21 protein-coding genes are annotated in these 21,127 nt (G+C 31.0%); 5 read left to right on the top strand and 16 right to left on the bottom strand.

The features are described from left to right. Positions 1–134 precede the first annotated feature (134 nt). The 11 genes from RG22_RS01500 to RG22_RS01450 all read right to left on the bottom strand — a co-directional run bounded on the left by RG22_RS01500 (position 135) and on the right by RG22_RS01450 (position 9,939). Positions 135–782 (bottom strand): nucleoside/nucleotide kinase family protein, encoded by a 648-nt coding sequence (locus tag RG22_RS01500; RefSeq protein ID WP_034040245.1) that lies wholly within the window; start codon positions 780–782, stop codon positions 135–137. A gap of 153 nt (positions 783–935) precedes the next feature. Continuing rightward, a complete protein-coding gene (locus RG22_RS01495; RefSeq protein ID WP_034040244.1) occupies positions 936–1,838 on the bottom strand; it encodes a hypothetical protein in 903 nt (300 codons plus the stop codon). Positions 1,839–2,020: 182 nt separating this feature from the next. Continuing rightward, positions 2,021–2,680: a GIY-YIG domain-containing protein gene (locus RG22_RS01490; protein WP_034040242.1), complete on the bottom strand. Its 660-nt coding sequence runs from the start codon at positions 2,678–2,680 to the stop codon at positions 2,021–2,023. Further along, the gene (locus tag RG22_RS01485; RefSeq protein ID WP_034040240.1) at positions 2,680–3,093 is read right to left on the bottom strand and encodes a DUF6884 domain-containing protein; all 414 of its coding nucleotides are present in this window, start codon (positions 3,091–3,093) and stop codon (positions 2,680–2,682) included. Before RG22_RS01485 ends, RG22_RS01490 begins: the two co-directional genes overlap by 1 nt. Before the next feature lie 167 nt (positions 3,094–3,260). After that, a complete protein-coding gene (locus RG22_RS01480; RefSeq protein WP_034040238.1) occupies positions 3,261–3,878 on the bottom strand; it encodes a hypothetical protein in 618 nt (205 codons plus the stop codon). Positions 3,879–4,036: 158 nt separating this feature from the next. After that, positions 4,037–4,693: an alpha/beta hydrolase gene (locus RG22_RS01475; protein WP_034040237.1), complete on the bottom strand. Its 657-nt coding sequence runs from the start codon at positions 4,691–4,693 to the stop codon at positions 4,037–4,039. Further along, the gene (locus RG22_RS01470) at positions 4,694–5,026 is read right to left on the bottom strand and encodes a membrane protein (RefSeq protein WP_034040234.1); all 333 of its coding nucleotides are present in this window, start codon (positions 5,024–5,026) and stop codon (positions 4,694–4,696) included. Between the two features lie 2 nt (positions 5,027–5,028). Next, complete coding sequence (locus RG22_RS01465; RefSeq protein WP_034040232.1) at positions 5,029–6,285, bottom strand: dihydroorotase; 1,257 nt, start codon at positions 6,283–6,285, stop codon at positions 5,029–5,031. Next, entirely contained in the window at positions 6,282–8,207 is a 1,926-nt protein-coding gene (locus RG22_RS01460) for a BatA domain-containing protein (RefSeq protein WP_034040230.1), read from the bottom strand. The genes RG22_RS01465 and RG22_RS01460 overlap by 4 nt, the downstream gene beginning before the upstream one ends. Before the next feature lie 76 nt (positions 8,208–8,283). Next, complete coding sequence (locus tag RG22_RS01455; RefSeq protein WP_034040228.1) at positions 8,284–8,895, bottom strand: 3-keto-disaccharide hydrolase; 612 nt, start codon at positions 8,893–8,895, stop codon at positions 8,284–8,286. 36 nt (positions 8,896–8,931) lie between these two features. Continuing rightward, positions 8,932–9,939 carry a glycosyltransferase family 2 protein gene (locus RG22_RS01450; protein ID WP_034040225.1) on the bottom strand — a complete coding sequence of 336 codons (1,008 nt, stop codon included), beginning with the start codon at positions 9,937–9,939 and terminating at the stop codon, positions 8,932–8,934. 107 nt (positions 9,940–10,046) lie between these two features. Here RG22_RS01450 and RG22_RS01445 point away from each other — a divergent pair, with 107 nt between their 5' ends. Continuing rightward, a complete protein-coding gene (locus RG22_RS01445; protein WP_034040222.1) occupies positions 10,047–11,939 on the top strand; it encodes a M61 family metallopeptidase in 1,893 nt (630 codons plus the stop codon). Positions 11,940–12,038: 99 nt separating this feature from the next. Here the strand turns inward: RG22_RS01445 and RG22_RS17535 are convergent, their stop codons facing one another. The 3 genes from RG22_RS17535 to RG22_RS01430 form a co-directional block, all read right to left on the bottom strand. Further along, positions 12,039–12,881: an IS3 family transposase gene (locus RG22_RS17535; protein ID WP_034040219.1), complete on the bottom strand. Its 843-nt coding sequence runs from the start codon at positions 12,879–12,881 to the stop codon at positions 12,039–12,041. A gap of 23 nt (positions 12,882–12,904) precedes the next feature. Beyond that, positions 12,905–13,339 carry a transposase gene (locus tag RG22_RS17945; protein ID WP_034040217.1) on the bottom strand — a complete coding sequence of 145 codons (435 nt, stop codon included), beginning with the start codon at positions 13,337–13,339 and terminating at the stop codon, positions 12,905–12,907. Positions 13,340–13,524: 185 nt separating this feature from the next. Further along, a complete protein-coding gene (locus RG22_RS01430; RefSeq protein ID WP_034040214.1) occupies positions 13,525–14,289 on the bottom strand; it encodes a TIGR02757 family protein in 765 nt (254 codons plus the stop codon). 204 nt (positions 14,290–14,493) lie between these two features. Between RG22_RS01430 and RG22_RS01425 the strand changes: the two genes are divergently transcribed. Both RG22_RS01425 and RG22_RS01420 read left to right on the top strand, forming a co-directional pair. Continuing rightward, complete coding sequence (locus tag RG22_RS01425) at positions 14,494–15,558, top strand: acyltransferase family protein (protein ID WP_034040211.1); 1,065 nt, start codon at positions 14,494–14,496, stop codon at positions 15,556–15,558. 279 nt (positions 15,559–15,837) lie between these two features. Continuing rightward, entirely contained in the window at positions 15,838–16,698 is an 861-nt protein-coding gene (locus RG22_RS01420) for a mechanosensitive ion channel family protein (RefSeq protein WP_034040209.1), read from the top strand. A 43-nt stretch (positions 16,699–16,741) separates the two neighbouring features. On the opposite strand, the gene RG22_RS01415 is transcribed toward RG22_RS01420, so the two are convergent. Beyond that, positions 16,742–17,404, bottom strand: coding sequence for an ABC transporter ATP-binding protein (locus RG22_RS01415; RefSeq protein ID WP_034040206.1), 663 nt, complete (start codon positions 17,402–17,404; stop codon positions 16,742–16,744). A gap of 51 nt (positions 17,405–17,455) precedes the next feature. Beyond that, a complete protein-coding gene (locus RG22_RS01410) occupies positions 17,456–19,966 on the bottom strand; it encodes a DUF5916 domain-containing protein (RefSeq protein ID WP_034040204.1) in 2,511 nt (836 codons plus the stop codon). 221 nt (positions 19,967–20,187) lie between these two features. On the opposite strand from RG22_RS01410, the gene folE reads away from it, so the two are divergent. Both folE and RG22_RS01400 read left to right on the top strand, forming a co-directional pair. Next, entirely contained in the window at positions 20,188–20,775 is a 588-nt protein-coding gene (folE, locus tag RG22_RS01405) for a GTP cyclohydrolase I FolE (protein WP_034040202.1), read from the top strand. A gap of 45 nt (positions 20,776–20,820) precedes the next feature. Beyond that, positions 20,821–21,111, top strand: a complete 291-nt coding sequence (locus tag RG22_RS01400; protein ID WP_034040200.1) for a hypothetical protein — start codon at positions 20,821–20,823, stop codon at positions 21,109–21,111. Positions 21,112–21,127: the final 16 nt, after the last annotated feature.

Raw genomic sequence — 21,127 nt, 5'->3', positions numbered from 1 at the left:
AAGATTAGTTGCGTGTTTTAAGCACCTAATTTAGCAAATAAATCACAGATAGAAAGTCCGCGAGGACTTTCGTAAATAGGCTAAAACCAGCAATTAATTTTATACGGTGTTGGCAGTAGTATTTTTAATTATTTTCAAATTATTAAATCAGAGTTGTCAATTATAATATCAGCAATTTTTTCAGGTTCGTTTTCGTTCAAATACATTCTCGAAGATTTGTGATAACGCTTTTCGTACTTTTCTTTCGTTAAGTCAATTCCTCCGAGTGAATTTTTATCTCTTTCAATTCCTCTTTTCATTGCAATTTCAAAACTTGTTTTTAGATAAATTTTCAAATCCCAATGGGTTCTATAATTTGGTTTAAACAAATATGCTCCATCAGTTACTAAAACTGTGTTCTTTTCCAATTCTATTGGTTCTAAATTTAAATATTCGTCAGTTTCTAAATCGTGTGTGGCAATTGTATAATTCGGAAATTCAGTTTGAGATGATTTTAATACTTTTTCCACAAATGCTATTTCGTCATATGAATCTTCATAATATCCTTTTGCAGAATCACGACCTTGTTTATATCGTACTTCTTTGTTGAAATGAAATCCATCAATTGAGACTTGTATAGCCTTTATATTTTCTGAATTTAGATATTCAGTCAATTTTTCAGCCATAACAGTTTTTCCAGTTCCTTCAATTCCGTTAATTGCTATTCGAATTGGTTTTTCTTTGTTTTTTTGAATGGATAAAATTCTGTTTGTTATAAGTTCGAATGTTTCTTTTTCGTTCATATTTTATATTACTGCCAACGTGTTCGTGTATGATTTCGTTGCGTGTTTCAGCAACTAATTTAGTAAACAAAAACGAACCAGAGGAAATTCCGAAGGAATTTCCAAGTAGGCTAGAACTAGCAATGAATTATACACGTTGTTAGCATACGTTATTTATAGTTTTTTTAGTAATATATAATCATTATCAAAATCCGCCACTTTTAGGATTCTTTTCGGACTACAAGAACTTTCTTTATAAGTAATTTCTGGGTTCCCATAGTCAGATTTAGTTCGGTTAAAACATCCTTGTTTTTTGAGAACGACATAAATTGTTCCGCTTTTCAAATCGTCATTCGATAATTCAACTCCACAATTGAAAGGAATTGTTTTTGAGTGAGAAAAATCGTTTCCATAATCAGCGTAGTTTCCAAGATAAGAACCATAATCTTTCCATCTTCTAAATTTATAACCTTGTGTCCCCAAATATTTTAATTCACCGTTATTCATTTGGTAAACTAAAATTGGTGGTAAGGTTGGATTATTGTTTTCTGAAGTTACAGAAACTCTTGTCATTATGTGACTATTTCCTCTTTCAGCATCTCGCAAAAAATATTTATGACCATAATCATCAAAAGACCAACGTTTTCCTTTCCATATTTTGTCAAATTTTAATGATAAATCACCATATTTTACTCTTGTCGTAGGTTTTAAAATTTTATAACCAAGTGCTTTTTTTCTTTCTGCATCTATTCTTTGTTGTTTAACTGTAGTGTCAATTTTAGAAATTTCTTTGGAAGCAGTTTTTGCGTTATTAGTTCCTTTAAAGTTTTCTACAATTCCTTGAAACTCGATTTTTGCTTCACTCAAGTTATTTTCGGAAAGAAATTTTCTTGCTCGAATAAATCTATTTTCTGCTGTATTCTTGATTTCAGTCAATTCAGCCGAACAGTTATTCAATTCAGCTTTTGTTTGTTTAAGTTCAGTTTTTAATTCAGATAACTGCTTTTTGGTTTCTCCGTCTGAACAACCTAATATTGTTAATATTCCAAAAGTAAGTGCAAGTAGTTTTATTTTCATTCTGTTGATGGTTTCTAATGGCTGTAAATCTATTTCAAAATTTTGAATGGATATTGCGGTTTTCCGTAATGTATGCTAACGGTCTCGGCTATGAGTAGTTGCGCGGGTTAGCACTTAACTTTGCAAGTACACACCAAACTGAAAATCCGCGAGGATTTTCAGAAGTAGGCGAGAACAAGCAATTACTTATAGCCATTGTTGTAAGTAGTGCTTTTTACTATTTCTTTTAATTCGGTCAGTTCATTTTCTGATAAAGATTGTTTCCATAATTCATTTACTAACCATAATCCACTATCTTTTATTTTCTGCTTTGGTGAGGATAATCCTAACCAATTTTTACTCGGTTTACAATTCGTGCAATTTGAAACTGTAGAAATTATTCTTGACTCAATCCTTAACCTTTGTTCTTTTTCCAAAACCTCAAAAACTGCAAATGAAAAATTGTTTTGAATATATTCAGTTACCTTTTTCTCAATTCTTTGTTGTCTTTCAAAGTCTATTTGCTCCAAATATTTTTCTTTATTAGCCCTTGTTGTCAAATCTAATTCCCATTGCTCTAAAAAACTGTCATTTTCTAAATTCAGTATTGCTCTACCAATATTTTTCCTAAAAATACTACGGTCTTTATTTTCTTTAACAAAATGTTGTTTTAATCTTGATTGAAGTTGGTTATCTCCTGTATGAGTTCCAATTCTTACAATTCTTTTCAGTCCATTAAATTTCTCTCCCTTTTCAAACAGAATATAAATTCCATTTTTCGGTATTTCTTTATTGTTGAAAGGAAATGAGTGTTCTTTTAATTCATTAAAAATTTCGTGTATTTCGTTACAAATTTTGCTCATTATTTGTTTTGTTTAGTAAGCCATTGAAGTTGTTCTCCAATTTTTAATCCTTGCATTGGAATTTTTATGTGTTCTAATTCTGGCAACAAGTACTTTCGGTATTTGTCTCCTGCTAAAAAAGTGAACTGGTCATTTTTCAAATCCGCTACAGAATTTAGCTGATTAACAACCATTTTTGACCATTCCTTTCTTTCGCTGACATTCATTTTATTCAGCGTTTTGTCATAAGGTTCGATTTCGTCTGTCAATTTTAGAAGTCCGTGTTTTGCAGAAAGTATAAAAATTCCGTTTGGATTTAATGACTTTGCATAGGTCAAATTCTTTTTGAAAAGAGAACTTGTATAAATCTTTTCCGCTGTGGCCTTTCTGTCCAGTTTTTTACTGACACAAGAAATTAGAACTATGTTTTTCATTCAAGCACAATGTTTTTTCGGCATTACTTACAACGGTTTTGTATATGATACGTTGCGTGGTTTAGCACGTAATTTAGCAAATAAAAACCGAATAGAAAATCCGCGAGGATTTTCGTAAGTAAGCTTTCACTAGCAATGGATTATATACGTTGTTGGCAAATCGTTTTTTAGTAAAATCTTGTTTCCATTTTATCAGTATTAAAATCCATTAATTCTTTTGCAAGATCATTTTCAATAGTCTTAATAAATTGATTTAATCCTAATTCCGATTTATTTAATATAAAAATCGATAATGGTCTATATTTAGTTTCATTTCTAGGAATTGACTTGAAAAATTTACCAAATCTATTATTTGTTCTAATTAATAAACCGTTAGTTAAATATTTAGGAATAGTCGTTTTAAACGGCTCGGAAGTATCAATTCCTTGAGTGAAAAAATTATCGTCTTCAATAATATCAAATTCTAAATCGTACTTAAAGTCAGTTGGTAAAGAATAAGCCATATCAGTACTTTTAATGTAAAAACCAGTACAAATATCATTTTCAAATTCAAATACTTTAAATGTTCTCATTTGAAGAGTTTTTACAATTAAGTATTTTTTGTTTTCTATATTAATAATGTCAGAAATATTCTCGTATTTTTTGAGTTGATTTTTAATTTCTGTCAAGTTAGTACCTAATATTCCTGTTTTTATAGTTTTGATGAATTTTTTTCGTTTTCCTTTGAGGAATAAATTCATTAGAACAATTAATATTACAATTCCAAGAATAATTTTTATTATCATATTTTTTGTTTTAAATGTTTGCCAACTCGTTATATAGTAACTTTTATTACCGATATCCCGTAAATAAGTCAGGATATAGTAAGTTTTTTGTTACTGTTATCCTGTAAAGATAATTAATTTTTCTTACAGAAATATTAAAAAAAATAAACACGTGAAGCTTAAATGCGTTTACTCAACCAATCTTTAAGCTCAAAAAAATTCTGCGGTGCAACACCGTGTCCTACAGGGAATTCAGAATACACATACTTAATGTTGAGCGCATTTAAAAAAGGTGAAGTTTGTCGCGCCCAATCTACAGGAATAACTTGATCGACAATACCGTGTGAACAGTAAAAATCTAAATGAGCGTAGTTTTTCTGTTTAATAGCTTCAGGTAAAATATCTTGATTAATATAGCCGCTTAAGGCTATAATGTTTTTTACTTTTTCAGGATAAGTTAGCGCAACAGCATAGCTTAAAATAGTACCTTGACTAAATCCTAAAAGCGACACATTATTTTTGTTTACAGGATAATTATTTACGGCTTCGTCAATAAAATTGGCAATTAAATTCAATGATTCTTTAGCTTGTTCGTTATCGTTCCATTTGCCTTTATCGGCATCAAAGTTAATAGCATACCACGCATTGCCATAAGGTTGTAATGGATAAGGAGCTTTTACAGAGATAATAAAAAGTTCTTCTGGTAATTCGTTAGCGAACGAAAATAAATCGTTTTCATCACTACCATAACCGTGCATCATAATTAATAATGGTGCTTGTTCTGTTAAAGTAGATTCTCGAATTATATGTTGTAAGGAAAGTTGTGTGTTAATCATCTATCGACCTAAATTTGAAAATATTTTTTGATAAAAAGCGCCAACAAGTGGTATTTCTAAAGCTTTTCCACCTACAGCATTTATAAATGCATAAATAAAAAGTATTCCAAAAAATGCCCAAAAACCTAAAGTGGCAAACCAACTATTTACAGCACTAACAACCCATGCCAGTACAAAATAGGTTAGCCATAAGCCTAACGATTGTCTAACATGAAAACTAGTAAACACATTCTTTTTATCGTTATTCATAAAATACGCAATAATAGTTCCTATAATAGTTAAATAACTTATTATGGCTAAACCTTTGCCTTCTTCAATATCTTGCTGTGTCATGATTATGAGTTTAAAGAAACTTTGTTGTTCGAAATAATACCATAAACTTTTCCTTTTAAAGTTTCGTTTTCAAAAATGGCATTTTTAGATTTCGAAATAATATTCTTTCTTGTAAATGTATATTTTAAATCGGGGTTAAAAAGTGCAATATTGAGTGTGTTACCAATATGTATTGGAGTGTTTTCTAATCCAAATCTCGCTTTTCCTTTGGTTAAAATATCTATCGTTTTTTTAGTTGTAAAAATGTTTTGTAAAGCTCCAAAAGCAGATTCAAGCCCGATAGTGCCGTAATCGGCATGATCGAATTCTATCTTTTTTTGTTCAATGTCTATAGGGTTGTGGTCGCTTGTAACCATATCAATTGTGCCATCTTTAATGCCTTCAATTAGTGCCTCAACATCATGCTGGGTTCTTAGTGGTGGCAATACTTTAAAGTGTGTGTTAAAATCATTTAAAGTGTCATCAGTAAAATACAGATTATGAATAGCGACACTACAACTCACATCTAATTTCTTTTTTTTAGCAGCTCTAATTAAATCTACCGATTTTGCTGTTGAAATGGTTGGAATATGTAGTTTACCACCTGTGTATTCTAATAAAAATAAATCACGTGCTATTTGTAATTCTTCAGCTAAAGCTGGGTTTCCTTTTAAGCCTAAAGTGGTGCTTGTTATATTTTCGTTCATAACACCGTGTCCAGAAATTTTATTTTCTTGCGGAAACGAGCACACTAAACCATCAAAATTACTTGCATATTGCAGCGCAATTTTCATAAGGTTTGGATTAGAGATTGATTTTTTATAGTCGTAAAAAGCTACTGAGCCAGCACTTTTCATATCAAACAATTCCGCTAAACCTTCACCTTTACTATTCACGGTAAGCGCGCCAATGGGCAGTAAAGTAACAGCATTGTTTGCCGATTTTGAGTTTACAAACGTAATATCAGAATTGGTGTCGATTACAGGATTTGTATTGGCATGCATCGCGACTGCCGTAAAACCAGAGGCAGCTGCGGTTTTAAGTCCGTTCGTAATCGTTTCGCGTTCTTCAAAACCAGGTTCTCCAAAACACACGCTACTATCAAACCAACCTTGAGATATATGCAAGTTGTCTAATGTAATCTCTTGATAATTTTTTGGGTTTTTTAAGTGGTTTCCAATTTTTGAAATCACACCTTTTTCAATTAATACATCTTGAGTTGTGTTATGAAACTCGCTTTTGGAATCAATAATTGTAGCAGACTTTATAAGTATGTTCATTTAAAATATTTTAAGATGAGCATTTCAATAAGCAATAATGCTAGCGCAAAAATAACAAACCATTTCCACAGCGCATTAATTTTTGAGTCACTTTTTAAAGTATCGAAAATTTCTGTAATAGAATTGCTTACAGTTGCACCCTCTAAATTTGAAAGATTGCTGTAAACTAAATCACTTTCATTTCTATTATAATTATAGCTAACATTTGCAATGGTTTTAGCTCTATTTTTTATGGAGTATGTACCAGAAATCAATGGGTTTTCAGACGTATTAATGGCGACTTTATTGTTGAAGTATTGCTGTTTCGGAATCATATTTATATCATCATTTACCAACGATAAAATGTCATCTTGTTGTAATTTTATATCAACATCAAACCTGTTTTCTTCGCCAATAGTGTAATACAATTGTGGAATTTTAAAGCTGAATTTCGCAATATTATAAAGCGTGGGAACAATTAAAGGCGAATTTTTAAAGTTTGAATTAGCGCTATTTAAAGCCGAAGTAAATATAAATGTATTTTGATTTTGATACAAAAAGGCTTTGTTATCCTCAAAACTCAAAACTTTTGAAGCCACATTTGAAGTCACATTGTAAAAGCTATTTGCTTTCGGGTATTGAAAATTGCGTACCTGTTTTTCAAACACCCCATTGCTATATAAAGGATGCGAATAGTTTATGGTTGTAATGCGTTTTTCAGTTGTAATTACATCATTAAAATAAATAGCGTGGTTTAAAAGAAGTGCGTTATATGACGTTTTTGTGATGTCTTTTGAAGGAATTACAATCAGCGAACCACCTTGGTCTGTAAATGCTTTTATAGCAGAAATTAATGCGTTAGGAATGGTGTTTAATTCGTTTAAAATAATAAGATGTTGACTATCTAAAAGATTGTAATTTAATTGGTTGATTGAAGTTGAAGTGTAATTAAATTCAGTAGCATTATAAATGCGTTTTAAAAACGAATCGTCACTTTCATTTATCGATAATACATTAATTTTTGATGCATTATTTATATTAAAAAACAAGCTGTTGTCGAACTGTAAATGTGTATCGTTAATAGTTAGTTTTCCATTAATAATTTCATTTACAGGAAGTGTGAATGTTGTGCTAGCTTCATCATTAATTTCAACTGAAGTTTTAGCAATTAAATTATCATTATTAAATAAAGATACGGGTACGTTTTCAATGCTATTTCCACTTTGTTTTAACTGTACAGTAAGTTCGATTTGGGTTGGCGATGTGTTAGAAACATAAGCACTATCAACAGAAACATTGTTTGAATTTACAGGTAATAATTTAACAAAATATAAATTGTTGAGTGAATCTTTTTCTATATTTATTTCGTTCGTATTGTATTGAAAATCAGATATTAAAATTGTATTTTTTAAAGTGTTAGTTTTATTGTTAAAAAACGTATTACTTTTTAGTATTATAGCTTCGGTAGTTAAATTACTTGCAGTATAATCGAGTTGCAGCAAATCGTTTTTTATAGCTTTAATGGTTGTGTTTTTATAAACTACGTTGTTTGTAAATAACGAGATGTTTTCGTTCTCCGGCACATTGTTTATCAGATCTTGAACGGCGCGTTTTAAAAGTTCGCCATTATTACCTTTAGCTTGCATGCTAAAAGAATTATCTAAATAAATAATAGTTTCTTTTTTAGTATTTAAAGCATCAACTTTAGAAGTAAATGGTTGAGCAAAAGCAAAAACAATGACAGCCAATAATAATAATCTGGTGCAAAGGATTAACCATTTTTTTATTTGTGAACTTTTACGTGTTTTAAGTGTCGCTTCTTTTAAAAATGCGACATTAGTAAAAGCTACTTTTTTAAATTTCCGGAGTTGAAATAAATGAACAATTATTGGAATAAGCAGTAAGAATAATGCGTAAAGAAGTTCGGGGTGTTTAAACTGCATTCCTTTTTAGATTTGTCAAACCTACATAATTTTTTTAGTAAAAGTAAAATAGAAAAGAACAAATATTCTTTTTTATTTATAGTTTTTTAAGATGTAATTTTCGCCATTTAATTAAAATACCTCCACCACTATGTATTTGTAATGCAATGCTTCCTTCTCCAGCACCAATTTTTTCGTCATCAATAGTAACCATCTGCACACCATTTAACCACGAGGTTATTTTGCCATCAATAGCTCTTATTTTTAATGTATTCCATTTTCCCGTTTTTAAAACAGATTCTTTTTCTGGAGTTGGTTTAATAAGCCAACCACGACCATAAGACTCATAAATACCACCTGTGTGTAAGTTTGGAGGAGCAACCTCTACTTGCCAACCACTAACTTTAGTACCTTCAATAGTTGAGCGAATAAAAACACCACTATTTCCGTTATCTGTTTCTTGTTTGAATTGCATAGTTAATTCAAAATTTTTATAATGTTCTTCAGTAGCTAAATAGCCATATTCTTTATCAGGACCACTTTCAGATATTAATAATCCATCTTCAACGTACCATTTTTCGGTGCCGTAAATAGTCCAACCACTAAGGTCTTTTCCATTAAAGAGTGAGATCTTTTTCTGTGCTGTAATGGTCTGATTTGAAAAAAACAAAGAAAAAAGAAATAATACGATAATTGATTTTAGATTCATAATGATGATTTTTAAGCGAGTGAATATAAGAATTTGTTAGCAAAAAAAGAAGTAATCTTTCTTGTTAGTTATGTGTATTGATTTTAAATATGCATTTATTTCTTTTTGAGCATTTTTATTAGCAACAGTAATGATGCTTTGTGCGTTTTCAATTGATTTTAAATAACTAAAAGGATGTAAAAATTTTCCGTATATATCACGACCAATTTTGTTTGGGTTATCGCAAATCCACTCAAACGGGATATTTTTTTTAATCAATGTTTTTGCGATAGTTTTCCCTTTGTTACCTGCACCCCAAACCACAAGTTTTTTGTTTAGATTGTAATCCAACTCTAAAAAATAGTTCAGCTTTAAATCGATAAAATGATTTTCGGCATAATGCACATGCGTTCTTGAAGTTCGTGAACTGTAATCGCGCCAATTATGTATTACTTCATCACAAGGAATACATTTGTAATGGTGTTTGTAAAACCTAAACGCTAAATCGTAATCTTCAGGATAGGTGTTTGGATTAAAGGCATCACAAGCTATTAAATCACTTCTGTAAACCATCCAACAAGGTGACGGAATAACACATTCTTTATAAATTTCAGAATAATTTTTACCAGTTTTAGTTAAGTTGTTTAACCAAGTTTCGTAATTTTTATAACCGTCTTTTATGCCATCTTCAGAAAAATAATTGACCAATCCAATGGCAACATGCTGTTCTCCATGTGTTAAAAGGTTGTTTACCAATGTTTCTAATTTGTTTGGTTGCATGACATCGTCGCTATCCATTCTGGTAATCAATTTACCTTTACTATTACTAAAAGCGAGTTTTAATGCATCAATAATACCGATCCCCGAATTTTTTAAAAGCTTAATTCTACTATCTTTTTTAGCAAATGTTTCAACAATGTTATAACTAGAATCAGTAGAGGAGTCATCAATAATTAATAATTCCCAATGGGTGTAAGTTTGTTTTAAAATAGAATTTATGCAGGGTTCTAAAAAAGCTTCAGTATTCTTAAAAGGTGTTAGTATACTTATTAGGGGATTATGCATGTTGCGAAAATAAGAATAATTCGGCTTTTTTTAACAGAATCTTAAGAATGGACATCATAACATAATAGTATTTTCGGCGTGAATAAACTGAACATATATTTATATAAATGAAAAATAGAACACTAACTGCATTATTTGCAGGAATCTTACTAGCTAGTTGTAGCTCCACAAAAAATACGGCTAACGATTTAGCAACTAGTTTACCAATTGAAACTTCAATACATTTAGATAAAGTTGTAAACGATAAAGCACCAGTCACCATTGATCCAGGACGTTTTACTACTGAAACTGTAACATATCGATTACCAAAAGTTGTACAAGGGACTTATTCGGTAAGTGATTTTGGAAGTTATATTGATGATTTTAAAGCCTTTGATTATAAAGGAAATGAAATGGTAGTTACTAAAACTGATGCCAATTCTTGGACGATTAATAATGCCAAACAATTAGATAAAATTACTTATTTAGTTAATGATACTTTTGATATTGAAGCTGAAGGCGGTATTGGAAAAGAAGTGCCCTTTTCGCCATCAGGAACCAATATTGAGCCCGAAAATTATGTATTGAATTTACATGGCTTTATTGGATATTTTGATTCATTGAAAAATAATCAATATAAATTGGATGTAACCGCTTCAACGGGTTTGTCTCGAACTTCAGCTTTACAAAATATGGGTTCTAAATTAAGTGAAGATGGCAAAAACAGAACTACAAGTTATTTTGCATCACGATATTTTGATATTACCGATAACCCAATGATGTATGGTAATATGGATGTTGAAGAGTTTATAGTTGGCAATATTAAAATTGTTTTGAGTGTGTATTCTCCAAACAAAGTACATTCGGCTAAGTCATTAAAAGAAACGATATATAAGATGATGAAAGCACAAAAAGCTTACTTAGGAGATATTAATACTACACCACGTTACGATATTTACTTGTATTTATCTGATGGTGAAGAAACCTCTCCAAAAGGTTTTGGAGCATTGGAGCATCATACATCTACTGTGGCTGTTATGCCAGAGGCTATGCCTAAAGATGCTCTTGAAGAAAGTATGATTGATTTAGTGTCTCACGAGTTTTTTCATATTGTTACGCCGTTAAATGTGCATTCTGAAGATATACATTATTTCGATTATAACAATCCAACATTTTCAAAACATTTATGGATGTACGAAGGTGTCACCGAATATTTTGCATCGTTGTTTCAAATTAGTGAAGGTTTAATTGATGAGACTTCTTTTTACAATAAAATGATGGATAAAATTCAAATGGCTTCTCAAATGAATGATGCTATGAGTTTTACTATAATGAGCGAAAATGTTTTAAAAGCCCCATATAAAGATCAATATTTAAACGTGTACCAAAAAGGCGCTTTAATAGGTATGTGTATAGATATTTTAATGAGAGAAGAAAGTAAAGGTAACAGAGGTATTTTATCTTTAATGAAAGAATTATCGAATAAATACGGAAAGAACAAACCTTTTGAAGATGATAAATTGATTGATGAAATTGTAGCGATGACTTACCCTTCATTACAATCATTTTTTAATGATCATGTTATAGGCGATATTCCAATTAATTATAATGCTTTTTTAGAAAAAGTAGGATTAGAAATTGGAGAAGGCAAAGTAGAAACTAATTATATATTAATGAATGGCGCGCCAATAGTTAGTGGCGACGGACAAACAGGCACCATCTTTTTTACAGATATGGTTTTAGAAAACAGTTTTTGGGCAGACAACGGTGCAAAACCAAACGACGTTATAAAGTCTATTAACGAAACTGCTCTAACATTGCAAAATGCTAATACTGTTTTACAAGACGTGTTTTCTTGGAAACCAGGAAAAGATATTGAAGTAGTGCTAAACAGAGCAGGAGAAGATGTTGTTATAAAAACAAAAACAACTAAAACTTATACTATAGGAAAAGGTATTTTGCCAAAAGAAGAAGCTACAGATGCTCAAAAATCACTTCGAGAAGCTTGGTTAAAAGGCTAGTACTATTTATTGTCAGGTTGAGCGCAGTCGAAATCTAATAAAACTATGTGTCTAGTCCTAAATAATCGATACAGATTAATAAAGGATTAAATTTATAAATTAAACCTGAACAATATTACTATTGTTCAGGTTTTTTGATTTATATCGTTTTGGTTTTAAAGTGTTTTGTTGATGCATTTGTATTGGAGTTAACATGTTGTTAGACCAATGCGGTCTTTTTTTATTGTAAATTTTTATTGCATTTTTAATTAAAATGATCCTTAGCTTTAAATCCACATTGTGTTTCGCTATACCAAATTCTTGTTTTAAAATACCATTTATACGTTCTGCGATAGCATTTTCATAAGGATCATATTGTTCAGTCATACTTGGTTTTATAAAGTTATCTTTTAGTTTTTCTTGATAGTCATCAGAACAGTATTGTAAACCTCTATCAGAATGATGAATCAAACCTTTTTGTTTATATTTTCTGTTTTTAATAGCCATTTCCAAAGCTAATATAGAACCAGATGCATTTAAACTGTTAGATACATTATACCCTACAATCTTCTTAGAATAAGCATCTGTAACCAAAGCGAGATAAGATGGATTTTTTCTGTTTCCTGTGTATGTGATATCACTAACCCAAACTTGTTCTGGTTTTTTAATTTCTAAAGTACTTATTAAGTTTTTGTGTTTTCTAAAACGATGATGTGAGTCTGTTGTAACATGATAACTTCGTTTTGGTTTTATAAGTAAATGGTTTGCTCTTAGTATTCTAAAGAGTTTATCTCTACCAATATTTAAAGCTGTTAATTGTGTTTTCAGTATATGATAAAGCTTTCGAGTTCCAAGATTTGGCATGGATATGCGAACGGATTGCACTAGTGCTATTACTTTTTGGGCAACACTTTGTTTTTGTCTTTTGGATTGTATCGACCTATAGTAAACCTGTCTATCAATCCCGAGTAAATAACAGGTAGAAACTACTGTTTCTTTGTGGGCTTCTTTGAAGCGGTCAATAACTCGGGATTGTAATTTTTTCTAACATCAATATTATATTCCTTTTCGACCATATCAACCATCATATCAAAAAGAATCACTTTTTTATCTGCGCGTTCTGCTAGATATTCAGCTCTTGCTTTCTGCTTTTCTAATAGTTTTACTTGCTGTTCTAATTCTAAAATACGTTGCTCGGGAGTTGTAGACATACTGGTGGAGATTTGTTCTTGCCAGTCAAAGTTACCATATTTTTTTAACCATCTGGTAATGGTCGAACCAGCTTGAATGCCATATTTGTCACGTGCTTGGCTTCTAGTTAGAAATCCTTGCTCTATTTCTTGGACAACTTCTAGTTTAAAAGAAAGGGAGTAATCTTTTTGGGTACGCTTAACGTAACCTGTGTTTTCTGATGTTTTCATTACACTAAAGTTTTAGTGTATCGCTATTTCAGGACGGGACAATGATTTAAAAAAAACGATTGATGAGCTATTAGCTTGTCAATCGTTTTTTTTTTTTTTTTTCAATGGCGTTTCCCAAAGGGGTTGCGCTTTACACTGTATCTTTTGTAAAAACAAAAGGATGCCGTTTCAATCGCTAACGCAAATCAGAACCCTTCAAAAACACCCAAACCAAACAAGGCAAAATCGTATTTCACAGGGTCTTTAGCATCCAGTTTACGTAACGCCGTATCTAATTCAAGTAGCGCTTTAGCATCATTTTGCTTGCGTTTTAAAAGTCCTAATTTTCTAGCTACATTACCAGAATGCACATCTAAAGGGCAAGATAACAGGCTAGGGGAGAGGCTTTTCCAAATCCCAAAATCTACACCAGCATTGTCGTTTCTAACCATCCAACGTAAAAACATATTTATTCGTTTTGCTGCTGAATTTTTTAATGGGTCACTCACATGTTTTTGAGTGCGTTGTAAGTGATCAATTTCAAAAAAAACGGACTTAAAATTTGAAATAGATTTTTGTAGTGAATCGGTTTCGGCATGTTTAGAGAATAAAGATTCCAAACCAGAATGATTTAAATAAATGTGTCTTAGACACTTTATGAACTGTGCACAATCGCTGCCATTAAAGGTGCGGTGCACAAAATGAAGTAGTTTTTCTAAATCGCTTTCGTGGTGATTCAAAACAAAATCGTAAGGCGCATTATCCAATAAATCCATTAAACGTTTTGCATTAGTAATAATGCTTTTACGGTTTCCCCAAGCAATAGTCGCGGTTAAAAAACCAGCAATTTCAATGTCTTCTTTTTTATGGAATTGATGTGGTATTTGAATAGGGTCGCTTTCAATAAACTTGAGGCTATTGTATTGAGCAACTTTAGTGTCTAGAAATCCTTTGAGTTCTGCTTGTTTCAAAAAGTAAATTTTGATGGTAAAAGTAAGTATTCTTAATAAGTTTAGTAATAAAATAAATAGTTAGCTATTATAATTTTAAAAAACTAACTTCGCTTGCTTGTGCTGAACTTGTTTCAGTATCGGTGGATAATTATTAAAACGTATTCATGCCCAAAACGTTGGTTTTGAGCTGCAAACTATAGGGATTAAGAAAGAATATACAATATGCTAAGGAAACACTTTCACACATTTGATGCATTAAGATTCTTCTCGTTTTTATTGGTTTTTTTACTGCATTTACCAAAAACTGGCAATCCATATATAGACTTCTTTTTAAAAAGTGGAGGTATAGGAGTTTCATTCTTTTTCGTGTTGAGTGGTTTTTTGATTACATATATAATTCTTTACGAAAAAGGAAATACAAATAGAGTTTCTCTTAAAAACTTCTTTGCTCGTCGAATTTTGAGAATATGGCCATTGTTTTATGCTATGATATTTTTTGCATTCGCGAGTCAGTATGTCATAGATGCTTTTAATATTCCGCATAACAATGAAGGCTATGACCCTAACTTGTTAGTGTCCATGCTATTTGGTGAAAATTATAAAATGATGCTATCTGGTACTTTTCCTGATGGTGCTCCACTACGGGTAATGTGGTCTTTATGTGTAGAAGAACATTTTTATATACTGTGGGGGATTTCTCTTTACTTAATATCAGTTAAAAAAATACCTTACCTCATCATCTGTAGCATTGTTATAGCAAACATAACTAGACTAGTTTATTCCTACTTTGATATTGCAAGTCTTGATGTGTTTTCTAACATTGATTATTTTGCATTCGGAGCTATTCCAGCGTATATCTTTTTGTATAAAGAGGGGCTTATAAACCGTCTAGGAAAGTTTCCACTTTATCTAAAATATACTGCCTTTTTTATAACCATTGCGGTAGTTTTTACAATTCCAAATCTCAGTTCTTCTACTTTAAATTATTTTTCACCATCAATATTAGGCATACTTTTTTCTATTACCCTATTATTTACCCTAGGCGCAAACTCTATTCATATTAAGGATGACTTTTGGGTTAGCAAACTAGGTGCTTATACTTATGGTTTATATTTGTATCACTCAATAGTAATATTATTCTTTATACAGTTTTCAAATTATTTTAATGTTAATCTTAGTTGGGCAGTATTAGCAGTAGTAACTTTATTGATTACTATTATTATCAGTTCAGCTTCTTATCATATTTTTGAAAAACAGTTTCTTAAGCTAAAAAAACACTTCTACTAAGAATAATTATAAATATATTCTATTGCTAACATTTTATATATAGCTGGCGAAGCAGAATAGTTTTTATTAGCTTTGACCGTTTTTGAGTTATTGTATCGAGCAACTTTAGTGTCTAGAAATCCATTGAGTTCTGCTTGTTTCAAAAAGTAAATTTTGATGGTAAAAGTAAGTATTCTTAAGAGGTTTTGAAATTACAATTTTAAAAAACTAACTTCGCTTAGCGACATATATAAATTATTAAACCACATACTAATCGTTATGTGTCATTAAAAAAACAACATGGAAACAATTAGGAATTTTTTGGAATTTGAGCTTATTAGTGTAGGAGAAAATAGTGTGCAAGTTTTTACATTAGTGAAAGTTTTAATGATATTTCTTGTAACCAAATTTATATTATGGTTAATTAAGAAAGCCCTTTTTCGTAAACGTAGATTTAAAAAACTTAGCAGAGGGAGTGTTTATGCATTACTTCAAATCATTAGATATGTAGTTTGGGTCATTGCAGTTGGGCTTATTTTAGAAACTATTGGTGTTAAAGTTACTGTATTATTAGCTGGTTCTGCTGCTTTACTTGTTGGAATAGGCTTAGGATTACAGCAAACATTTAACGATGTTATATCTGGAATAATTTTACTTTCAGAACAATCTATAAAAATAGATGATGTCTTAGACATTGATGGTGATATCGTTAAGATTCAAAGTATTGGATTGCGAACGTCTAAGGCCTTAAATACAGATGACGTTTCTATTATAATTCCAAATTCATTAATTACAACTAATAAAGTTATAAACTGGAGCCATCAAACCATGAAGACGCGCTTTAGAATTGATGTTGGTGTTGCTTATGGGAGTGATATTGATTTAGTTATAAAAATTTTAGAAGAAAGTGCATTTCAACATCCTGATATATCTGACCGCGAATCGACTGAAGCACGATTAGTAAATTTTGGAAGTTCGTCATTAGATTTTCAAGTTTTGTTTTTTAGTCAAAATATATTTCGGATAAGTAAAGTGAAAAGCGATATACGTAGAAATATTAGTCGAGAATTTGCTAAAAATAATATTGCTATACCTTTTCCTCAGATGGATTTACATGTAAAATCAAATGATACGGAAGCTAAGAAGAAAGATGAACAATAAATTAGCAACATATAAATAAGCGTAACCAAAAAAGTGATATAAATTAATTCACAATTTTCCCATCAACCATCGTTAATTTTCTATCGGCTAAATTTGCCAGTTCTTCGTTGTGAGTAACAATTACAAAGGTTTGCCCAAACTCTTCACGAAGTTTAAAAAACAGACTGTGTAAGGTTTCGGCAGATTCACTATCCAGATTTCCAGAAGGTTCGTCAGCAAAAATTAAATCCGGATTATTTATTAAAGCTCTCGCAACAGCAACACGTTGTTGTTCGCCACCGGAAAGCTCGTTGGGTTTATGATTATAACGATGTGATAATCCTAGAAAATCTAAAAGTTCTTTGGCGCGTTTTTCGGCATCTGCTTTTTTTGTGCCTTTTATAAATGCTGGCAAGCACACGTTTTCTAAAGCTGTAAATTCAGGTAATAATTGATGAAACTGAAAGATAAAACCAATATGCTCGTTTCTAAACTTAGCCAAAGCTTTATCGTTTAGTGTATTAATATTGGTATTGTTTATGGTAATATTAAAATCTTCTTTAGCAGAAGCTTTATCTAAAGTCCCTAAAAGTTGTAACAACGTTGTTTTTCCGGCACCTGAAGCACCAACAATAGATACAATTTCACTTTTTTTTACATGAATATCTACACCTTTAAGGACGTGTAAATCGCCGTAGTATTTATGAACATTATGCGCTTTAATCATAAAAAATAATTAGGGAATGAAAGTACTGCTTTATAGATTTATAAGCAACGATTAACTGTTACTTTTCCTTTTAAAAACATTTTTAAGATTTGAATAATCAATAAAATATTGAAGTTTTAATGAAAACACATGCTTTATAGGTTGATCGAATAGAGTATTTAAGCTATTAAAATAAGTATCTTTAGAGGCGGTATCGGAATTGAAAAGTGAGTTTCTGTATAAAGCGGTTAGTTGGCTACCTGGAGCAAATTGCCACGAGTAGCGTAAATCTAAATTCCAAGTATTAAAATTGATGTTTGGATTATCTTCTAAACTATTTGTATTGTAACCATTGGTTGTAGATAAAGTGCCGTCGTTTTCAAGTACAAATAAGTCGTAATCATAATTTACGGTACTCCAAAAGTTTCTAAAAGTGATGCTTAAAGCATTTAGAGGATTAAAATTATAAGCTCCAGAAACTCCATTTTCAATAGAAACTACATTGCGTTCACCAAAAATAATATCATCATTTATATTATCTACAAAACCGCGACTTCCATTGTTATTTTGATATTCTAATTCGTAAGACATTCTAAACTTATCATTAAACCTAAAAGTAGGTTCAATTTCAAACTCATACCCAAAAAAATCTCTTTCGTTATCAAACATGGTAAACGACCCTAGGTTGACTTCTATAGAGAACATTTTGTTGGAATTAGTTTCAAACCAAACACCTGTTGATCCAAAGTTTTTATAAATAAAAAAACGTTTGTTTTCAAAATCGCGAGGTTCAAAATAGTCGTATTGCTTTCCTGGTTGAAAATTAATTCTAGCTCCAAACCACATAAGTTTTTTTGTTTGTGCATTAAACCGTAAACCAAAATTTGTTCCTGTGTATGTATTTGGATTATATAAACGACGATAATTTATCCAGGTATTAACTCTAAAATCATTCAACTTTTTTGTGGGTTCGAATATTTGATATGACGCATCAACACCAAAATTGCTAAAATTGTTTCTATTGTTTAAACCAAGATCGTTAATATCGTATTCCTCATCTGCAAAACTGTGATCGAAACTATAACGAAACTTACCATGCGATTTTCTAATCATAAAAAACGAACTTAAACCTGTGCTCATACCGTCATCTAAATTTACATTACTCATCTTTACTTGACCACGAATATTATAGGTGTTTCTTTTATTCGAAATATCGGCTAAAAGTCCAGTAACGTTTCCGTCTCGATAACCGCCATCTCTAGTAACATTTGTGTTTATAAGACTTACAGATGAATTACCATTAAACTGTTGGTCGAGAACCAAAATGTTATAATTTGCAAGAGGTTCTGTAACTCTATTTCTATAAGAGATAACGCTATCTGTTATGACTTGTGTGTTTTGGTCTCTAATGTATTCAGTTGTTTTTATTTTGACTTCTGTTTTTTCAGTTATAGCATTAAAAAAACCAATGCCCAAACCTTTTTTAGTACGCCCAGAGACTTTAACAGCATTTAATGTTTTAACTATATTTGGGTTATCTATAATTTCTTCATTTATGTTGTCGTTACTTATTAGCTCTTCTTCGATAGCTCCTCGTTCTGTTGGCGAATTTCCAATGCGCCTTGAAAAAAATAAATCACCTTTATTAAATAAATCGACACCTTCTTTAAAAAATTGACGCTGTTCGTTAAACGTTTGTTCAAAAGGGCCTAAATTCAATCTTACATTGTCAAAAGCAGCTTGACTGAAATCAGGTATCAAAGTAGCGTCTAAAGTAAAATTTTCGGTGATACCGTATTTTACATCTAAACCAACATTAAAATCGGTTTCATGTTCACCATCAAAAGATGTTGATATTCCAGATACAAACGGATAAAAACTTAATCGTGTTGGGGGTTTAATGTTTTTAATACCCAATAATTCGCCGTGATATAAACCAATATTACCTTTGGTTCTATCTATAGGATTCCACGAATATTGCGAGTTATCAATTCTAAAACGTCTATGAAATTGTAGTCCCCAAGTTTGAACATCATCATTTGAAAAACGTAGTGTTCTATAAGGTATTTTCATTTCAACAATCCAACCATCATCAACAATTTTTACGGCACTATCCCAAACGGCATTCCATCCAAAATCTTCGCCATCATCAATACTTGGGGAAGCGATGGCATCGGCTTGTGTTCCAGAACTAAATACAAAAAATTCAGTATCGTTTTGAGCATCGTTATTAGGATTTAGTACTAATGTGAAAAAATCTGATTGTCCAAAATTATCGCGACTAGTAAATTGTTTTTGAATATCTTTGGGCTTATCTTTTAAATAGGCAGCAACATAAATAGCATTGTCGTCATAAGTTATTTTAACAATAGTTTTTTGATGTGCTTTTTCTGGAACACCCATTTCTGGTCTAAACTGTGTAAAGTTTTTGGCGCTATCTGCATTTTTCCACGCATGGTCATTTAAAACACCGTCAATTTTTGGAGCAGTAGTTGTTCTTACAATATTTAATGTTTTTTTACCTTGTGTATTGGCTAAAAAAGAGCAAAATAAAATAAAGCAGAACGAGATGAGTTGCCTCATTAAAGTTGGTTTGTTTTTTTGTTTGATGATTAAAAGATGGTTTTTAGTAATACATGTTACATTTTTAACAAATGTAGTTTTGTTAAAAATGCATTAATCTTAAGTAAACGTTAAAAAACTAAAGTAATTGTTAATATTTTTTGACTATTTTTATTCAAATAAGAAATTTCAGTTTAAGTTGCCATTTTGACAATAAGGAAGGAATCTTAATAAAACATAACATGCCATATAAAAAATTTGAAGAGTATAATATGCAAGTAACTGATGATGTTAAGGATAGATACAAAAATATTATTGAGGACTTAGGTGAAGATACCGATAGGGATGGTTTGTTAAAAACACCCGAACGCGCTGCAAAAGCAATGCAGTTTTTAACTCAAGGTTACCATCAAGACCCTGTTGAAATTCTTAAAAGCGCTATGTTTAAAGAATCTTATAACGAAATGGTTATTGTAAAAGACATCGAATTATATTCGCTTTGCGAACACCATATTTTACCTTTTTTTGGAAAAGCGCATATTGCATATATACCAAACGGACATATAGTTGGGTTGAGCAAATTGCCTAGGATTATTGATGTATTTGCAAGACGATTACAAGTACAAGAACGGTTAACAGAACAAGTATTAGATTGTATAAATGACACCCTAAAGCCACAAGGGGTTGCCGTGGTTATTGAAGCTTCGCACATGTGTATGATGATGCGAGGTGTACAAAAGCAAAACTCAATAACAACAACTTCTGGGTTTAGAGGACAATTTGAGAAAATTGAAACTAGAAATGAGTTTTTAAAACTTATTGGAAAGTAATTTTTGGTATGTTTCTTGCGTTATATAGTTTAAAAACAAACACCTATGAAATTAGAAAATTTAAGTAAAAATAAAAAATTAGCATTAAGCATATTATTTGATATAGTTGGTATGCTAACCCTTTTAGATATAATTTGGGCACCAGCATCAGCTTATTTAATGAGTAAAATGTACAAAGGCACTAAAGGAAAAATAGCTGGTGTAGTATCGTTTATTGAAGAAGCCATACCAGGATTTGACATTATTCCAACATTTACAATCATGTGGTTTTTAACCTATGTTTTTAATAAAGAAGAAAAACCTATTGTGGTTGAGGTTGAAGCTGACAATAAATAATATCATAATAAACACA

The organism is Wocania ichthyoenteri Th78, assembly GCF_000789235.1.
In the GTDB taxonomy this organism is placed as follows: Bacteria; Bacteroidota; Bacteroidia; order Flavobacteriales; family Flavobacteriaceae; genus Wocania_A; species Wocania_A ichthyoenteri.
Note: the sequence above shows the minus strand (reverse complement) of the source record. Positions and strands in the feature narration are given on the sequence as shown.